Here is a 14,893-nt window from a genome sequence, read left to right as displayed (position 1 = left end):
CGTTCAGCCTGTTCAACGCCGATCAGGTCGATGGCTACGCGCCCGAACCGGCGCCGGACCTGCCTGAGAGCGAACGCCTCGCCGCCGCCGAAGCCTTCATCGCCGCGCTCGGCATCGATACTGTCTACGGCTCGGCCAGCGCCTATTATCATATCGCCGAAGACCGCATTCACATGCCGGATTTCAGCGCCTTCCACGATGCCCACGGCTTCTACGCCACCCACATTCACGAAGCGGCTCATGCCAGTGGCGCAGCCCATCGGCTTGACCGGGATTTCAGCGCCAAGTGGACCAGGCACGCGCTCGCCATGGAGGAAGCGACCGCCGAACTGACCGCATCGTTCCTGCTCGCCGATCTTGGGATCGCGCACGAACCGCGACCCGATCATGCGGCCTACATCGCCTCCTGGCTGCAACTGCTCAAGGACGAGCCTCGGGCGATCTTCACCGCGGCGAGCAAGGCGCAGGCGGCAGCCGACTGGATGCACGCCCGACAGCCGTAATGCTCACGCGACCCGCACTTCGGCGCCAAGTGTGTCGAGCAGCGGACAGCCCGGATCCCGACCGGCATCGCAGGCGCGCACCGAGTCGGCCAGAACCCGTTCCATCCGCTTGAGGTCCGCGATCCGCGCGCGTACGTCCTTCAGGTGCGACGCCGCGAGCTCGCGCACCTCGGCGCAGGAGGCCTGACCGCCAACCGCGAGTCCGAGCAAGGCGCGTACCTCGTCCAGGGTAAAGCCCAGCTCCCTCGCGCGGCGCACGAAGCCCAGGCGAGCCACGTCCTCCCGGCCATAGCTGCGGTAGCGGCCCCGCCGCGGCGGAGCGGGCAGCAGCCCGATCCGCTCGTAATAGCGGATCGTCTCGATGTTGCATCCGGTGCGGCGTGAGAGTTCGCCGATCTGGATCGCGCCGGTTGCGGCCATCCCCAAAATACCTCTTGAGTCTGTAGTCGCTACAGATGTTAGGACAGCTCAATGCCCGCCACAAGGAGTCGCCCGTGACCCAGACGCCAAGCCCGCCTAAGGGGATCGGCACCGCCACGCTCACGCTGGCGGGGATCGCTGCGGCGTTCGGCGTCGCCGCCTGCTGTGCGCTGCCGATCCTCTTCGCATCCGCCGGGATCGGCGCAGCTTGGCTCGGCGGCGTGGCCATTGTCGCCGCGCCGTATCGCACGCCGCTTCTCCTCATTGGCGCATTGTGCCTGCTTGCCGGCGCGGCGCTGCTGTTGCGCCAGCAAGTTACGGCGGCGCGCTGTGGGCCGGGCGGCATATGCACGCCGCGCTGGATGCGTGTTCTCACGCTCATCGGATTGCTGCTCGGTGCGGCCCTGCTCTGGGCAGGCTATCGCTATGTCTGATGCCACCCCCGAGCTGCGCTCGACGCTGACCTGTCCCCACTGCGGTCATCGGGCGACGGAGACCATGCCGACCAATGCCTGCCAGTATTTCTACGACTGCCGGGGTTGCGGCGCGGTCCTCAAGCCCAAGCCGGGCGATTGCTGCGTCTATTGCTCCTACGGCGACGTGCCCTGTCCGCCGATCCAGGAGAGCGGCGGCAAGGCGTGCTGCGGCTGAGGAGGGCGGGCGATGGCGCGCGCATCATCCGCTGAAGCCGCCTTTGGATCGACGGTTACATTTCCCGGCGGTGCCGTTGTCCCGGACTGGAGCGCAGTCACAACACCCAGCGCCCGCGCAGCCCTGACGGCACTGTTCGCGGCGTTCATCGGTTCGAAGTGGCGCGGGATGGACGGCGTCGAGGAGCGGGTCCGGCGCGCCGTGCTTCAAGCCTATGCTGCCGATGGTCGCTCGCCGGTGCCGGCACAGATCGCCGCCGCATCGGGACTCCCCTCCGGCGAGGTCGGCTCGGCCCTGCAGCGGCTCGCCGGGCGCGATCTCGTGGTCCTCGACGGCGCGGGCCGGGTGACCGGCGCCTATCCGTTCACCGACGGCCCCAGCGAACATCAAGTCGAAGTCAGCGGAGTGACCATGAGCGCCATGTGCGCCATCGACGCGTTGGGGATCGGCGCCATGCTGGAGCGGGACTGCATGATCCGCTCGGCCTGCCGCCAGTGCCGGCGCACGCTCGCCATCCATACCCCCAGCCGCGGCCGCGAGCTGGAAGAGGTTGAGCCGGGCGCGATCGTCGTCTGGTCCGGCCGTCGCTATGCCAGTGGCTGCGCGGCATCGTCGCTCTGCACCTTGCAGGCCTTCTTCTGCGATGACGATCATCTGGCGGCCTGGTGCGCGAGCGGTCCGGTCGGAGCCGATGACGGCATTCGTCTGTGCCTGGCCGAAGCGCTCGAGGTTGGGCGCGCGATTTTTGCGCCGATGCGGATGGAGATGCGACCATGGCTTCCTACGACCTGATCGTCATCGGCAGTGGCACGGCAGCGCAGGTCGCGGTCGGCCGGGTCCGTGCCGCTGGATGGTCCGTCGCCGTCATCGATCACCGTCCGTTCGGCGGCACCTGTGCGCTGCGTGGCTGCGATCCCAAGAGGATGCTGGTCAGCGGCGAGGAAGCGATCGACGCGGCAAGGCGCATGGCCAGACATGGCGTCGACGGCACGCTGGCGATCGACTGGCCCGACCTGATGGCGTTCAAGCGGACCTTCACCGATCCGATCCCCGCCAAGCAGGCGCACCGCTACGCCGAGCTCGGTGTCGACGCATTACACGGTGTTGCTCGCTTTGCCGGCCCAGACACGATCGTGGTGGAAGGCCGGACATTGCGGGCCCGCCATATCCTGATCGCCAGCGGCGCGCGTCCAGTCCCGCTCGGCATTCCGGGCGAAGATCTGGTGAGCACAAGCGATGCGTTCCTGGAGCTTCAGGCCCTGCCGCGCCGGATCGTGCTGATCGGCGGCGGCTATGTCGCTGCGGAGTTCTCGCATCTGGCGGCCCGAGCGGGCGCAGAGGTCACCATCCTACAGCGGGCCGAGCGGCTCCTGCCGCACTTCGATCCCGACCTGGTGGGCTGGCTGACGCCCCGGTTCGAGGCGCTCGGCATCCGCGTCGAGACCGGTGCCACCGTTACCCGGGTCGAGCGCAGCGGGAGCGGTCTGCTGGTCCACGCCGAGCGCCAGGGCGAGCCTGATCTCAGCGTCGCCGCCGATCTCGTCGTTCATGCCGCCGGGCGCGGTCCTGACCTCAAGGCGCTCGACCTGTCCGCCGGCGAGGTGGCGGTGCAGGACGGGCGCCTGCAGCTCGACGCGCATCTGCGGAGCATTTCCAACCCGCGGGTCTATGCCGCCGGCGACGCTGCCGGAGTCGGGCCGCGGCTGACGCCGGTGTCCAGCCACGATGCCAAGGTAGTTGCCGCCAACCTCCTGGATGGCCCGACGCACCAGCCGGACTATCGCGGCGTGCCGAGCGTGGCCTTCACTCTGCCGCCGATCGCCGCCGTCGGACTGTCAGAGGAGGCGGCGCGCCGCGGCGGCGTCGCGCTCCGGGTCAACGCAGCCTCGACGCCAGACTGGTTCACCGCCCGCCGCCTCGCCGAGCCGGTCTACGGCCATAAGCTGCTGATCGACGAGGACACGGACCTCATCCTCGGCGCGCATCTCGTGGGGCCGAACGCCGACGAGGTAATCAACGTTTTCGGTCTGGCAATCCGCCACGGCCTCACCGCGGCCGATCTTCGCTCCACCATGTTCGCCTATCCGACCGGCGCCTCCGACGTCGGCTACATGCTGACTTAACGCACGAGCGCCACTGCCATGGCGGCCGATCCCTCGCGCGATCGGCCGCTTCGCGATGCATGTCGATGCGGGCTGTCGCCCGCCATTAAGCGGACGCCGCTTGCGCGGCGGCTCCGATTTTTTGGCCTCTCCCTCGATGCGGGAGTGGTCGGCGCTCCCTGCTAGGCCCGCCGCGGCGCGCTGCAAGCCTCGGCTTCGCCGGGCTGCTCCATTTCATTTCGCCCCTGCGGGTGCAGCCCGCCGCTTCAGCAGGCCTCTCCGGTCGCTCTCGCCGCCCACCCCCGCCTCGGGGGAGGCCATGGGGCTTTTGGGCAGTGCTGGAGGCAACCGATGGTTTTCACCTTCCAACCGCCATTTTGGGCTGGACTGTCAGGATATGTCGCCGAAATGGGGTCCGCCTTCCTCTGCGCGGCGCTGGGCATCGTGCCGACCGTGCGCCATGCCGATTATATCGGCTCATGGCTGGAGGTGCTGCGCGAGGATAATCGCGCCATCTTCCGCGCCGCAGGTGCCGCCAGCAAGGCGGCCGATTGGCTGCTGTCCCGCCATCGCGAATCACAGGGCGCCGTCGCGGGCATTGAGGAACCGACCAGCACCGCCGAACCGGCCAGCACCGTCGAACAGGAAAGGAAGGCGGCATGATCCTCCTCACTCCCGATATTCGTCAGGCGCTGCGCGCCAATGCTTGTCGCAGCGCTGCCAGCCGAGCGCGGGGAGAGACGTTCGATCCTCGCTGTGACGCGCGTGACTCGCTGCGACCAGCGGTCAAATTCTTCAATCCACTGGGCGCCGCCACTTGGCTGGCCACCGAACTTTATGAAGACGGCGATACGCTCTTCGGCCTCGCCGACCTTGGCTTCGGATGCCCGGAAATGGGCGTCTTCTCCCTTATGGAGATTGAGAGCGTCCGACTGCCCTACGGCATGCGGATCGAGCGCGATGAGGGATTTTATAGCCCCCACAGTCTGTCCCGCTGGGCGGCTACCGCCCGACGTGCAGGCTCTATCATTCACGCCGAACAGCTTCTGAGACACGCCGCGGCCGATGCGGCTTTCGACCTTCCGACCGATCCATTCCAAGGAGCGGCAGGATGACGCGCGGCGCGTAACGCCGCATTTCCGTAAAGCCGGGCCGCCCAACTCGCCAAAGATCGACGGCCCGGCACTCACAAGGAGTAGACCCATGAAACTCGATTTCATCCCGCTCGACAAGCTGTCAGTCAGCAAGGCCAATATGCGCTTTTCCAGAAGCGCTCCCGATGTGTCGGACATCCTGCCGACCGTGCGCAAGCGCGGCGTGATCCAGCCGATCATCGTGCGCCCCAATCCCTGTCCCGAGCTTGTCGGGCTGGAGGCGACCGAAGGTCAACGGTGCGCGCCCGATGCCTTCGAAATCCTCGCTGGTTCCCGCCGCTATCATGCCGCCATGATCGTCGCGGCGGAGAAGCGGGCCATGGGCGAGGCCGACAGCGAAATCGCGCTGCTGCCCTGCGCCATCCTTGAAGAGGGCGACGACGCCGACGCCGTGGAAGCCTCGATGATCGAAAATATGGCCCGGCGCGATGCCGATGAAGTGACCCAGTGGGAGAGCTTCACCCGGTTGGTGAAGGAAGGGCGCAAGACGCACGACATCGCCGCAACCTTCGGCCTGCCCGAACTCACCGTCAGGCGGGTGCTGGCGCTGGGCAATCTTCTGCCCCGCATCCGCCGCCTCTATGCCGCCGACGAGATCGATCGGGCGACCGTCCGCCATCTGACGCTCGCATCCAAGAGCCAGCAAAAGGCATGGCTTGCCCTGCTGGACGATGAGGATGCCCACACGCCTGTGGGCCATCAGCTAAAGGCCTGGCTCCTGGGCGGCCAGTCCATCGGCACCCATCATGCCCTGTTCGATGTCGAAGCGAGCGGCCTTGCCGTCATCGCCGACCTGTTCGGCGAGCATGCCTATTTCGCCGATGCCGACGGCTTCTGGAAGGCGCAGGACGCCGCCATCCACGACCGGCGAGAAGCCTGTCTGGACGAGGGCTGGAATGAGGTCGTCATCGTGCCGCCCGCCGAGCATTTCTCGACATGGGAATATGTGAAGGCAAGCAAGCGCCATGGTGGCCGCATCTATGTCGATGTGCGCGGCACCGGTGAAGTCATCTTCCATGAAGGCTATCTGACCCGCAAGGAAGCCGAGCGGATCGAAAAAGGGCAGTGCGCAGGAACAGGCGGGAAGGTCGTGCGCCCCGAAATCACCTCGACCATGGCGACCTATCTCGACCTTCATCGCCATGCCGCCGTGCGCGCCGCCCTCACCAGTGCCCCCACTGTCGCACTGCGCCTGATGGTGGCCCATGTCATCGTCGGTTCGCCCCTCTGGCGGGTCGATGTCGAACCGCAGACCAGCCGGAATGAAGCGGTCGCGGAAAGCATCGAGAATGCGGTCGGCGAGGCGGATTTCGACCATATGCGGCGCAAGGCGCTGGCCCTGCTCGGCTTCGACGCGGAAGAACCCGCCATCATCGGCGGGCTTGGCGGCGACTTCGGCCCCAATACCGGCCTTGTCGCGCTTTTCCTCACCCTGCTCGATCTTGATGATGCGCAGGTCATGGATCTGATCGCCATCGTCATGGGCGAAAGCCTCGCCAGCGGCAGCGCCGCCGTCGATGCCGTTGGCCTCCATCTTGGCATCGACATGGCCGACTATTGGCAGGCCGATGCCGCCTTTTTCGAGCTGCTGCGCGACCGCGAGATAGTGGGCCATCTGGTCGCGGACGTCACCAGCCCCTCGGTTGCGGCCTCCAATGCGAACGAGAAGACAAAGACCTTGAAGGCCATCATCCGTGATGCGCTCGACGGCACCAATGGCCGCGACAAGAAAGATCGCTGGGTGCCACGCTGGATGCAGTTCCCACCCTCGGGCTATTCGCAGCGTGGTGGAGCCGGAACCATCGCGGCCCATGGGGCGGCGATGAAAGCGAAGGAGGCGCATGACAGCGCCAGAGCCGAACCGGACATGCCCGATCCCGCTACCCCCGCCAGCGTCATGTCGCTGCCTGACGACGGTGAGGAAGGAGACGCCCGGCTTGCGGCCTGATGGTATCGCGCGGGCGGCGCTTCGTCGCCGCCCGCCTCGCCATTGCCTTCGAAAAATCGGCGCGCCGTCGCGGTTCCGGCCCCGGCGCGCTTATCGGGATTTTCATCATGGTAGACCGGGTTTCTCTCTCCATTACGCTGGGCGGCGATCTACCCGCCGCGCTGCGCGGCGATCTCCTTGCCTGCATCCAGAATGAAGGGCTGGCTCGCGATTATGACGCGGACGCCTTCACGGCAGACGACTTCCCGAGCGACGCATCGCTATCTCTCTACGCGCATGAGGTCGCATGGGGACGGGTCGATCTGCTGGAAGGATTTTGCGCAAGCCATGGCCTGTCCTATGTCCGCTGGTCGGGCGGCTGCGCCGCGCAGTTCGGCCCGGAACGCGCGGTGTTCAATGGAGCCGGCGAGGTTCGCCTCTTTGCTGCTGACGAAGATGATAGGCTGGTCATCGACATCGACCGCGCCAAGAGGCTGGGCAGCTATGAGGCGATCATGGCCCATTTCGCTGCGGGTGATCTGTTGGTGCCGCCCTTACGCTTTCTGGCCTGAAAATCGGTCGCGCCCCGGCCCGCATGAGCGGGCCGGGGCGCGGATCATCGCTACCGCTTGCGATCCTGTTCTTCCTTGCGCGCAGCCTCTTCTTCGGTCGTGTCGCGGGCAATATCGTCCGCATCGCCAGGCGGCTCGCTGCGACCTTCCTGCGGCACATCATCGATCTGATCGTCCTGCACATCGGCCTGATCCTGTGCGCCGTCCTTGGGATCGGGTTCCATCATCGCTCTCCTGCCGTCTGCAACCCAACCTGCGACCGTGCGCGATGTTCCGGTTGTTACGCCATGTCGCTATGGACCGATGCCTCGGTGAGATCGGCACCAGTCGGGCTTCGCGCGACCGCGCGGCCACCCGTTGGCATGGTATCTGGCCACCAGCCTCGCAGCCAGATCCCTGCCCTGAAGTCTCACCATCGCGACCGTCCGGGCATAGCTGCGGCGGACCCGCTCGAAGCGAGGATTGCTGCCTTCGATCTCGCCTTTTGAGCCATGTTTTTGCCGCTTCACCCCGGCGGCGTTCGGCCGCATATTTTGCGTTACAAGCCTGGGTTTCAGGCGCGTCGATCCCCGCGAAAGGGACGAGCTCGCCGCTCGTCAGCCGGCATGTATCGCCATCGCTGACATGGCGCAGCGTCCCTTTCGACTGCGCGCCCGAGATTGGCATAGATGGCGCGGGTTGGTCGCTTGCGCAGGCGACATGGGCGCAAGCGCCAGCAGGCCTATTGCGCCCATCCCCGCAGCATCGATCGCACGTCACCCATTCGCAGATCCATAGTGGGCATTGCGATAAGGCACGGCGCGCGGCTTGTCGAAAACGGGCCTCCATATCGAGCGGATCACGGGTTGATCGGTGCCGGGGCGTTGCGATTTTCAGGGGCTCCACAAGGATGGCGAGGGCTTGTCTTTCCTTCTTGTCACTGTCGCCGATCACGCCTGGCTGAGTGCGTTGACCTGGCAGCGTCTCGGTCGCCTCACGAAACCATCGGCCCGCCCCCATTTCCCCGCCGTTCCGGCTCCTCGCGGTCGCTTCGCTCCAAATGGCGGCGCGTCCTCCGGTCCTCCGCTTGCCGCTACGGCCTGCCGGTTCGGTGGCTCGCCTCGCGCTGCCGAACGGTCCGCACGCCCGGCGGATCGGCCGCAGGGCAGTTTGAAGGAGACTTATCATGCCTGCCATCGGATATGTTCAGCGCCTGGAAAACGGCAGCTTCAAGGGCGTCCTCAAGACCCTCGCGGTCCGCGCCGAGATCGAAATCATCCCCAATCGCGGCAAGGTCGGCGATCAGCCCGATTACCGCATCCTTACTGGCGGCAGCGAGTTGGGCGGCGGGTGGATCCGTACCGGCGAAGTCTCGGGCCGGGAATATATCCGCGTCGCCATGGCGGCCCCGGAGCTTGGCGCCCGCACCATCTATGCCAATCTTGGGCGCGCCGCCGGCCAGGATGACGAGGACAGCTATGCCCTCATCTGGAACCCGGACTGACCTGAAGACCCCCGCGCCGCACGGCGCGGGGGTCTGATCATATCGCCGAAAAAAATCAGCCAAGCGAGCAGCTGCAAAGGAGGGACCAAGCCGCCCGGGGGACTGGACCAAGGGGGTGTCGAATTTCGAAGGGCGCAAATCGACACTCCCGCGCCTGCGCTCCAACCCCGATCACCACCCCGTCGGACCGCCATTTCACCCACGCGGTCGGCAGGAGAGACGATCATGGGCGAGAGTGAAATCGCGCGCGCCGAGCAGGCGCGCAAGGGCAGTCCATTTCTCAATACCGCGCAGGCCGCCCATTATATTGGCCTGAGCTATCGCACGCTCGAACAGATGCGCTGGAACGGTCTGGGACCAAGCTTCCGCCGGCACGGTCGGTTCGTCCGCTACCATATCGACGATCTCGATAGCTGGTCGCGCAGCACCCAGGGCGACACCGACAAAGGAGGGCGCGATGCCTAAGCGCCCGCGCCGACAGGCCCCCGCGCCGTTGCTCGAATGGGTGCCGCCGCTTACCCGGCAAAGCCGGTTCAGGCGCAGGCCCATTCTTCTTCTGATCACTATCGGCACCGGCCTCATGGGTGCGGCGACGGCACTCGATTATCTGATATGCCCCGCGCCACGGCTCGTGTGGAACGCGTCGGCCAGCGCACCGATCGGCCTGTGGCGCGTTCATCCCGGCGTCCCGCTTGCACGCGGCGATATGGTCCTGGCCCATATGCCGGCAAGGGTACGCCAACTTGCCGCCTCACGTCATTATATACCGGCCAATGTTCCGCTGCTGAAGCGAATCGTCGCCCGCGACGGCGACGATGTTTGTGCGCTCGGGGACGCAATCTATGTGAATGGAGCCCCTGTCGCCAAGCGGCTCGTCCGCGACCGCATGGGCCGCATCCTGCCAAGATGGGAAGGCTGCGAGACGTTAGGGGGCAGTCGTCTTTTCCTTCTGATGGACCGCGCGGACTCTTTCGACAGCCGCTATTTCGGGCCGCTGGAACCCGAAGCGATCATCGGCAAGGCGAACCCGCTATGGCTCCGCTGATCCGCATCCTTGCCGCAGCCATGCTGCTGATGTCGCCGGATCCCGGTACGGCGCAGCGGGAGATGCCGCGCGCGGCGGCAGGCGCTGCGATCGAACGCTGGCGCCCCCTCATCACGCAAGCGGCCCAGCGCTTTGGCGTGCCCGAAGCCTGGATTGTCGCGGTCATGAAGGCGGAAAGCGGGGGGCATACGCATCTTGACGGACACCCGATCGTCAGCCGGGCAGGGGCGATGGGCCTCATGCAATTGATGCCGGGAACCTGGGCGGCGATGCGCGCCCGGCATGGTCTGGGTTCCGATCCGCACGATCCGCACGACAATATCCTGGCGGGCACGGCCTATCTGCGCATCATGTATGACAGCTTTGGCTATCCCGGCCTATTTGCAGCCTATAATGCAGGCCCAGGTCGCTATTCCGAGCATCTGCGATCAGGCCGGGCGCTGCCCGCCGAGACGCGCCTCTATATCGAGGCTACCTCGGCGAAGGCCCCCATGCCCCCTCCAGTCCTGTCGGGTACGCAGCTCTTCTTCACCCTCAATGTCGCCTTGAAGCCCGCGGCCAGCCCCGCCTCCAAGGATGACGCGACCGCGCCCCGGTCTCTCATTATCGCACCATCAGCACCGCGGGCGGAGGGTTCCAGATGACAGCGCGGCGCCCTGACGAGAGGAAAAAATCCGCTCAGTCATTCCCAGTGTCCGGCAGGCAGCAGGCCGCCTCAAGGACGATGGTACCCCCAATTTTGCTGACGCAAAATCGGCACCCCCATCGCCGCTGGCGCGGCCGCTTCGCGGTCCTTGACCCGGCCCGCTCCCTGCCGGGCGCAGCCTCCTGTCTTTCAGGATCAGGAGGTCAAAATGACACTTCAGCAGCATATCGACGAGCTTCGGGCCGAACTCGAATGGAACGAGGATCCAGCCGAAATTCGGCAGATCAAGGCCGAACTGGAGGCCGCCCTGGCGGCACGGGATCGACCCGATGGCTAAGGAGGAATTGGAAGCGGCCGGCAATGCCGCTCCTGCTCTCTCTGCTTCTCGAGGGAGGCGCCGGATCGGAAGAAAGGTCTGTGATCGTGGGGATGGGGCTAAGGCAAGATGAAAGAAATGGCGCCATGCCCTCCGGACATCACGCCATAAGCCGTTGTCTGCACATCGTTTTTTCTGACTTTTGGTATGGCGCCACTATCGGGGACATGGTGCTATGGCCGGTTCAAGCTGCTGAATTGAGGCCTTTTCTTATGGCGCCATGGCTGCTTTGGCGCGTTCCGCCCGGTCAGGTGTCCCGTCATGGAGGATGATGATGTCGAACCCCGGCTCGGCCGGATGCGCACCACGCCGATCCGGCGCGGCAGGAGCTATATGAGCCAGGTGCTGCGCGCCACCAATCTGGCGGGCGGCATGGCGGGACCGGGAGGGCAGCGTGGTCGCTTTCACGGCAACCGCTCCGGCGTGGGTGTCGGTGTTGGCCGCGTGCTCGCCTCGCGCGATCATTTCGCGGCGTGGCGGCAGCGCCGGGTCATCGTCAAATCTCGGATCGTTCGCCTTGACCGTGCCAAGGGTATGAATGCTGCCCGTGCGCACCTGCGCTACATCCAGCGCGATGGCGTCACCCGCGACGGCGCGCCGGGCCAGCTCTATTCGGCCGATCAGGACAAGGTCGATGGCCGCGCCTTCCTCGATCGGGCGGACGGCGACCCGCACCAGTTCCGCTTCATCGTTTCGCCGGAAGACGGCCAGCATTATGATGACCTCCAATCCCTGACCCGCCGCCTCATGACGCAGATGGAGCAGGATTTGGGCACGAAGCTGGATTGGGTCGCTGCCGATCACTTCAACACCGGCCGTCCCCATACCCATATCATCCTGCGCGGGAAGGATGAGCGCGGATATGATCTCGTCATTGCCCGCGACTATATCACGCAAGGCATTCGCGAGCGGGCGGCGGAGCTGGTGTCGCTGGACCTTGGCCCGCGTGCCGACATCGAGATCGAGGATCGGCTTCGTTGCGAGATGGATCAGGAGCGGTTGACCAGTATCGATCGCCGGCTGCTTCGCGACATGGATAGCGACCGCGCGGTGGTAACGTCCTTGGCCGATCCGTTGCAGCAGAGCCTGCGCGCTGGCCGGCTCCAGAAGCTCGGGCGACTGGGGCTGGCCGATGAGGTCGAACCGGGGCGCTGGCGACTGGCCGAGGGCATGGACGATGTGCTGCGCCGTATGGGGGAACGCGGCGACATCATCCGCATGATGCAGCGTGCCTTCACCGAGCATGGCCTGGAGCGGGCGCCGGGCGACTATGTGATCGCCGATCCCGCGCGGATGACGCCTATCGTCGGGCGGGTGGTCGAGCGAGGCCTGTCCGAGGAACTGGATGACCGCCATTATCTGATCGTCGACGGGATCGATGGGCGCAGCCATTATGTCGACATCGGCAAGGGCGAGGCGGTGGAGCCGATCCCGCCCGGCGCTGTCGTGCGCATCGAGCCGGAATCGATCGAGGCGCGGGCGGTGGACCGCACGATTGCCGAGGTCGCCGCTGCCCATGGCGGGCGCTATTCCATCGACCTGCATCTGCGTCATGATCCAGCCGCGACCGAGAGCTTTGCTGAAACCCATGTCCGCAGGCTGGAGGCCATGCGTAAAGCCAAGGGTAGCGTGGAGCGCGAGGCGGATGGCACATGGGTTATCGCGCCTGACCATGTCGAGCGGGCGGCGGCGTTCGAGGCGCACCGTGCGAAGGCAACACCCGTGATCGTCCATACCCTGGCTTCCCTGCCGCTGGATCGGCAGGCCGGAGCCGACGGCGCAACCTGGCTCGATCGCGAACTGCTCTCGGCCGATCCGATGCCGCTGCGTGAGGCCGGGTTCGGGGCCGAGGTCCGGGAAGCCATTGACCGGCGACGGCAGTGGCTGATCGCGGAAGGGCTGGCACAGGAAGAACAGGGACGCGTGATGGTCCGCGCGAACCTGCTCTCGACGCTACGCCGTCGGGAACTGAACCTGATCACCGGTCAGCTCTCCGACCAGCTCGGCCTCGCCTATACCGAGCCCAGGCCGGGCGAGCGGATTGACGGCATTTATCGTCGCCCCGTCGAGCTTGCTTCCGGCCGCTACGCCCTGATTGAGAACAGCCGGGAGTTCACCCTCGTTCCGTGGCGGCCGGTTCTGGATCGCCACATCGGCAAGAAGGTGTCCGGCCTCATGCGCGGTGACAGCATCAATTGGACGATCGGCAGGCAGCGCAGCGGGCCGTCGATTTCATGATGGGGGAATGACTGGGTCTGGCCGGTAGGCGAATGACCGCTTCGAATGTGGAATGGAGGGATAGCTGACGTTCACAGCGCGGCAGTTTGCGACGACTTAAAGCCGTTCCGACGCCGCGGACGGAATGTCGAGTTACGCCAGAACCGGTCATTCAAGGCTTAATCAGCCGGCAAGCGCATCCGCGTGACTTTACGCAGTTCAGCGGCTCATCTTCATTTTTTTGGAAGCGCTCACCTTTTTAGATCCAGCGGATCGCCGAAACCGCTCCGCCTCTCGCGATCGGCGTTGCACAGCAGAACATGGCAGGCACTGCCCTGCGCGGGTTGTCTTGGCGTATGGCGACGGTCGATCGGAACCCAGCCAGGCGGCGGCGCGCCGCAAAATGGGATGGAGCGCGCAACCGCCGGTGCCGGCAGAGCCCCCGCCGCCAGATTGAGGCAAGCAGAAGCCGCTAGCCATGCCGCGCTAGACCGCATGGCTGAAGCGCCTTTCCTCAGCCGCCAGATAGGCGTCGAACCGTGCTGCAATGACCCGCGCATAGGGACGAGCGGCCGGTGTCAGAAGCATGCGTCCCTCGCTGCGCCGGACTAGCCCCAGCGCCTCGAAATCCGACAGATCGGGCATGGGTGTCGCACCCGGATGGGCCTCGCCCCGGCAGAGCAGTGCCTCTATGATGCGCCCCCGCCGCCGGTCTTCCCCATCGCGGATGAGCCCGCGAGAGGCAGTAAGCCGGTCGGCGGCGATCCGCTCGCGCCAGGCCCCGGCGCGCTTCTCATTCTGAACCAGCAGATCGGGAAAGGCGCTGATCGCGCTCGCGCCCATTCCGATGAGTATGTCGGCGTCATCGTCGGTGAAGCCCTGGAAATTGCGCCGCAGTCGCCCCTCGCGCGTGGCCTGCGCCAGCCCGTCGCCGGGGAGGGCGAAATGATCGAAACCGATCGCTTCATACCCTGCGGCGATCAGCCGCTCGTGCCCCTGCGCCGCCATGGCGAAGCGGGTTGCCAGATCCGGCAGGTCGTTGGCGTCGATCCGCTGCTGGCGCGGCAGAAGGCGTGGCATATGGGCATAGCCAAACAGCGCGATCCGTGCGGGCGCAAGCACGATGCTGGCGTCCAGCGTAGCGATGAGGTCTTCAATTGTCTGTCCCGGCAGGCCGTACATCAGGTCGAAACCGGTCGCCACGCCGGCGCGGGCGAAGCCCTCCACCGCGCGCTTCACCAGGTCGTGCGGCTGAATGCGACCGATCCGCGCCTGCACCGCCGGTGCGAAGGTCTGCACGCCCAGATTGACGCGACTTACCCCCATAGCCGCCATCGTCGTGATCCACTGGTTGTCCAGTCGGCGGGGGTCCAGCTCCACCGAGATCTGCGCATCATGCGCATCGAAACAGCGGCTCAGTTGTTGCGACAACCGGACGAAATCAACCAGCGGCAGGGAATTGGGACTGCCTCCCCCAAAGGCGATGCGCCGCACCCGGCCGCGGCCGGACAAGCGCGTCGTAATAATTGCTATTTCGCGCTCCAGCGCCTCGATATAGGCAGTCAGGCGTTGGATGCGATTAGCCGCTCCGGTGTTGCAGCCGCAATACCAGCAGATATCATGACAATAGGGAATATGGACATAGAGGGAGAGCGACGTGTCCGTCTCCAGTGCGTCCAGCCGTGCCATCAATTCAGCCTCTCCCACAGCATCGCTGAACTGGGCTGCGGTGGGATAGCTGGTGTAGCGCGGCACCGGCCGCGCGAGCAGATCGGGATAATAGGTCCACATACGCAC

The 14,893-nt window shown here is 65.8% G+C and carries 17 protein-coding genes and 1 pseudogene; 15 read left to right on the top strand and 3 right to left on the bottom strand.

Going from position 1 to position 14,893, the window contains the following annotated elements:
- Nucleotides 1-503, top strand: a 503-nt coding sequence (locus tag RLDS_RS48280; RefSeq protein ID WP_021224335.1) for a zincin-like metallopeptidase domain-containing protein, incomplete at its 5' end; no start/stop codon positions are given.
- A 3-nt stretch (nt 504-506) separates the two neighbouring features.
- On the opposite strand, the gene RLDS_RS48275 is transcribed toward RLDS_RS48280, so the two are convergent.
- Nucleotides 507-923: a MerR family transcriptional regulator gene (locus RLDS_RS48275; protein WP_016744720.1), complete on the bottom strand. Its 417-nt coding sequence runs from the start codon at nt 921-923 to the stop codon at nt 507-509.
- A gap of 74 nt (nt 924-997) precedes the next feature.
- Between RLDS_RS48275 and RLDS_RS48270 the strand changes: the two genes are divergently transcribed.
- The 8 genes and pseudogenes from RLDS_RS48270 (at nt 998) to RLDS_RS0128690 (ending at nt 7,329) form a co-directional block, all read left to right on the top strand.
- Nucleotides 998-1,357, top strand: coding sequence for a hypothetical protein (locus RLDS_RS48270; RefSeq protein ID WP_021224336.1), 360 nt, complete (start codon nt 998-1,000; stop codon nt 1,355-1,357).
- The gene (locus RLDS_RS48265) at nt 1,350-1,574 is read left to right on the top strand and encodes a GDCCVxC domain-containing (seleno)protein (RefSeq protein WP_021224337.1); all 225 of its coding nucleotides are present in this window, start codon (nt 1,350-1,352) and stop codon (nt 1,572-1,574) included. Before RLDS_RS48270 ends, RLDS_RS48265 begins: the two co-directional genes overlap by 8 nt.
- 12 nt (nt 1,575-1,586) lie before the next feature.
- Nucleotides 1,587-2,366, top strand: coding sequence for an organomercurial lyase (gene merB, locus RLDS_RS48260; protein WP_021224338.1), 780 nt, complete (start codon nt 1,587-1,589; stop codon nt 2,364-2,366).
- On the top strand, nt 2,348-3,697 hold the full coding sequence (locus tag RLDS_RS48255; RefSeq protein WP_016744716.1) for a dihydrolipoyl dehydrogenase family protein: 1,350 nt from the start codon (nt 2,348-2,350) through the stop codon (nt 3,695-3,697). Before merB ends, RLDS_RS48255 begins: the two co-directional genes overlap by 19 nt.
- A gap of 378 nt (nt 3,698-4,075) precedes the next feature.
- Nucleotides 4,076-4,339 (top strand): annotated as a pseudogene (locus tag RLDS_RS57040) (zincin-like metallopeptidase domain-containing protein); the annotation flags it as partial.
- A complete protein-coding gene (locus tag RLDS_RS48245; protein ID WP_021227604.1) occupies nt 4,336-4,791 on the top strand; it encodes a DUF2958 domain-containing protein in 456 nt (151 codons plus the stop codon). The pseudogene RLDS_RS57040 and the gene RLDS_RS48245, both read left to right, overlap by 4 nt.
- A gap of 88 nt (nt 4,792-4,879) precedes the next feature.
- Nucleotides 4,880-6,778, top strand: coding sequence for a ParB/RepB/Spo0J family partition protein (locus RLDS_RS48240; protein ID WP_021227603.1), 1,899 nt, complete (start codon nt 4,880-4,882; stop codon nt 6,776-6,778).
- Nucleotides 6,778-7,329, top strand: coding sequence for a hypothetical protein (locus RLDS_RS0128690; RefSeq protein WP_021227602.1), 552 nt, complete (start codon nt 6,778-6,780; stop codon nt 7,327-7,329). The genes RLDS_RS48240 and RLDS_RS0128690 overlap by 1 nt, the downstream gene beginning before the upstream one ends.
- Before the next feature lie 50 nt (nt 7,330-7,379).
- Here the strand turns inward: RLDS_RS0128690 and RLDS_RS56370 are convergent, their stop codons facing one another.
- A complete protein-coding gene (locus RLDS_RS56370; RefSeq protein WP_161626749.1) occupies nt 7,380-7,556 on the bottom strand; it encodes a hypothetical protein in 177 nt (58 codons plus the stop codon).
- A 938-nt stretch (nt 7,557-8,494) separates the two neighbouring features.
- Here RLDS_RS56370 and RLDS_RS48235 point away from each other — a divergent pair.
- The 6 genes from RLDS_RS48235 to rlxS all read left to right on the top strand — a co-directional run bounded on the left by RLDS_RS48235 (nt 8,495) and on the right by rlxS (nt 13,117).
- Nucleotides 8,495-8,812 carry a DUF736 domain-containing protein gene (locus RLDS_RS48235; RefSeq protein ID WP_021227600.1) on the top strand — a complete coding sequence of 106 codons (318 nt, stop codon included), beginning with the start codon at nt 8,495-8,497 and terminating at the stop codon, nt 8,810-8,812.
- A 225-nt stretch (nt 8,813-9,037) separates the two neighbouring features.
- A complete protein-coding gene (locus RLDS_RS48230; protein WP_021227599.1) occupies nt 9,038-9,277 on the top strand; it encodes a helix-turn-helix domain-containing protein in 240 nt (79 codons plus the stop codon).
- Complete coding sequence (locus RLDS_RS48225) at nt 9,270-9,857, top strand: S26 family signal peptidase (RefSeq protein ID WP_021227598.1); 588 nt, start codon at nt 9,270-9,272, stop codon at nt 9,855-9,857. Before RLDS_RS48230 ends, RLDS_RS48225 begins: the two co-directional genes overlap by 8 nt.
- Nucleotides 9,845-10,501 carry a lytic transglycosylase domain-containing protein gene (locus tag RLDS_RS48220; protein ID WP_021227597.1) on the top strand — a complete coding sequence of 219 codons (657 nt, stop codon included), beginning with the start codon at nt 9,845-9,847 and terminating at the stop codon, nt 10,499-10,501. The genes RLDS_RS48225 and RLDS_RS48220 overlap by 13 nt, the downstream gene beginning before the upstream one ends.
- A 210-nt stretch (nt 10,502-10,711) precedes the next feature.
- On the top strand, nt 10,712-10,840 hold the full coding sequence (locus RLDS_RS57225; RefSeq protein ID WP_021227596.1) for a hypothetical protein: 129 nt from the start codon (nt 10,712-10,714) through the stop codon (nt 10,838-10,840).
- Between the two features lie 300 nt (nt 10,841-11,140).
- Nucleotides 11,141-13,117, top strand: coding sequence for a relaxase/mobilization nuclease RlxS (gene rlxS, locus RLDS_RS48215; RefSeq protein WP_021227595.1), 1,977 nt, complete (start codon nt 11,141-11,143; stop codon nt 13,115-13,117).
- A 465-nt stretch (nt 13,118-13,582) separates the two neighbouring features.
- Here rlxS and RLDS_RS48210 read toward each other — a convergent pair whose 3' ends face one another.
- A complete protein-coding gene (locus tag RLDS_RS48210) occupies nt 13,583-14,887 on the bottom strand; it encodes a radical SAM protein (RefSeq protein ID WP_021227594.1) in 1,305 nt (434 codons plus the stop codon).
- Nucleotides 14,888-14,893 lie beyond the last annotated feature (6 nt).

The sequence above is a fragment of the Sphingobium lactosutens DS20 genome (assembly GCF_000445105.1).
GTDB classification, from domain to species: domain Bacteria; phylum Pseudomonadota; class Alphaproteobacteria; order Sphingomonadales; family Sphingomonadaceae; genus Sphingobium; species Sphingobium lactosutens.
Note: the sequence above shows the minus strand (reverse complement) of the source record. Positions and strands in the feature narration are given on the sequence as shown.

Excerpts from the sequence above, each read along its gene's own strand:
- RLDS_RS48230 (WP_021227599.1), top strand. The coding sequence starts at position 9,038 with ATGGGCGAGAGTGAAATCGCGCGCGCCGAGCAGGCGCGCAAGGGCAGT.
- RLDS_RS48235 (WP_021227600.1), top strand. The coding sequence starts at position 8,495 with ATGCCTGCCATCGGATATGTTCAGCGCCTGGAAAACGGCAGCTTCAAG.
- RLDS_RS56370 (WP_161626749.1), bottom strand. The coding sequence starts at position 7,556 with ATGATGGAACCCGATCCCAAGGACGGCGCACAGGATCAGGCCGATGTG.
- RLDS_RS48210 (WP_021227594.1), bottom strand. The coding sequence starts at position 14,887 with ATGTGGACCTATTATCCCGATCTGCTCGCGCGGCCGGTGCCGCGCTAC.
- RLDS_RS48265 (WP_021224337.1), top strand. The coding sequence starts at position 1,350 with ATGTCTGATGCCACCCCCGAGCTGCGCTCGACGCTGACCTGTCCCCAC.
- RLDS_RS48255 (WP_016744716.1), top strand. The coding sequence starts at position 2,348 with ATGGCTTCCTACGACCTGATCGTCATCGGCAGTGGCACGGCAGCGCAG.
- RLDS_RS0128690 (WP_021227602.1), top strand. The coding sequence starts at position 6,778 with ATGGTATCGCGCGGGCGGCGCTTCGTCGCCGCCCGCCTCGCCATTGCC.
- rlxS (WP_021227595.1), top strand. The coding sequence starts at position 11,141 with ATGGAGGATGATGATGTCGAACCCCGGCTCGGCCGGATGCGCACCACG.
- RLDS_RS48275 (WP_016744720.1), bottom strand. The coding sequence starts at position 923 with ATGGCCGCAACCGGCGCGATCCAGATCGGCGAACTCTCACGCCGCACC.
- RLDS_RS57225 (WP_021227596.1), top strand. The coding sequence starts at position 10,712 with ATGACACTTCAGCAGCATATCGACGAGCTTCGGGCCGAACTCGAATGG.
- RLDS_RS48220 (WP_021227597.1), top strand. The coding sequence starts at position 9,845 with ATGGCTCCGCTGATCCGCATCCTTGCCGCAGCCATGCTGCTGATGTCG.
- RLDS_RS48240 (WP_021227603.1), top strand. The coding sequence starts at position 4,880 with ATGAAACTCGATTTCATCCCGCTCGACAAGCTGTCAGTCAGCAAGGCC.
- RLDS_RS48225 (WP_021227598.1), top strand. The coding sequence starts at position 9,270 with ATGCCTAAGCGCCCGCGCCGACAGGCCCCCGCGCCGTTGCTCGAATGG.
- merB (WP_021224338.1), top strand. The coding sequence starts at position 1,587 with ATGGCGCGCGCATCATCCGCTGAAGCCGCCTTTGGATCGACGGTTACA.
- RLDS_RS48245 (WP_021227604.1), top strand. The coding sequence starts at position 4,336 with ATGATCCTCCTCACTCCCGATATTCGTCAGGCGCTGCGCGCCAATGCT.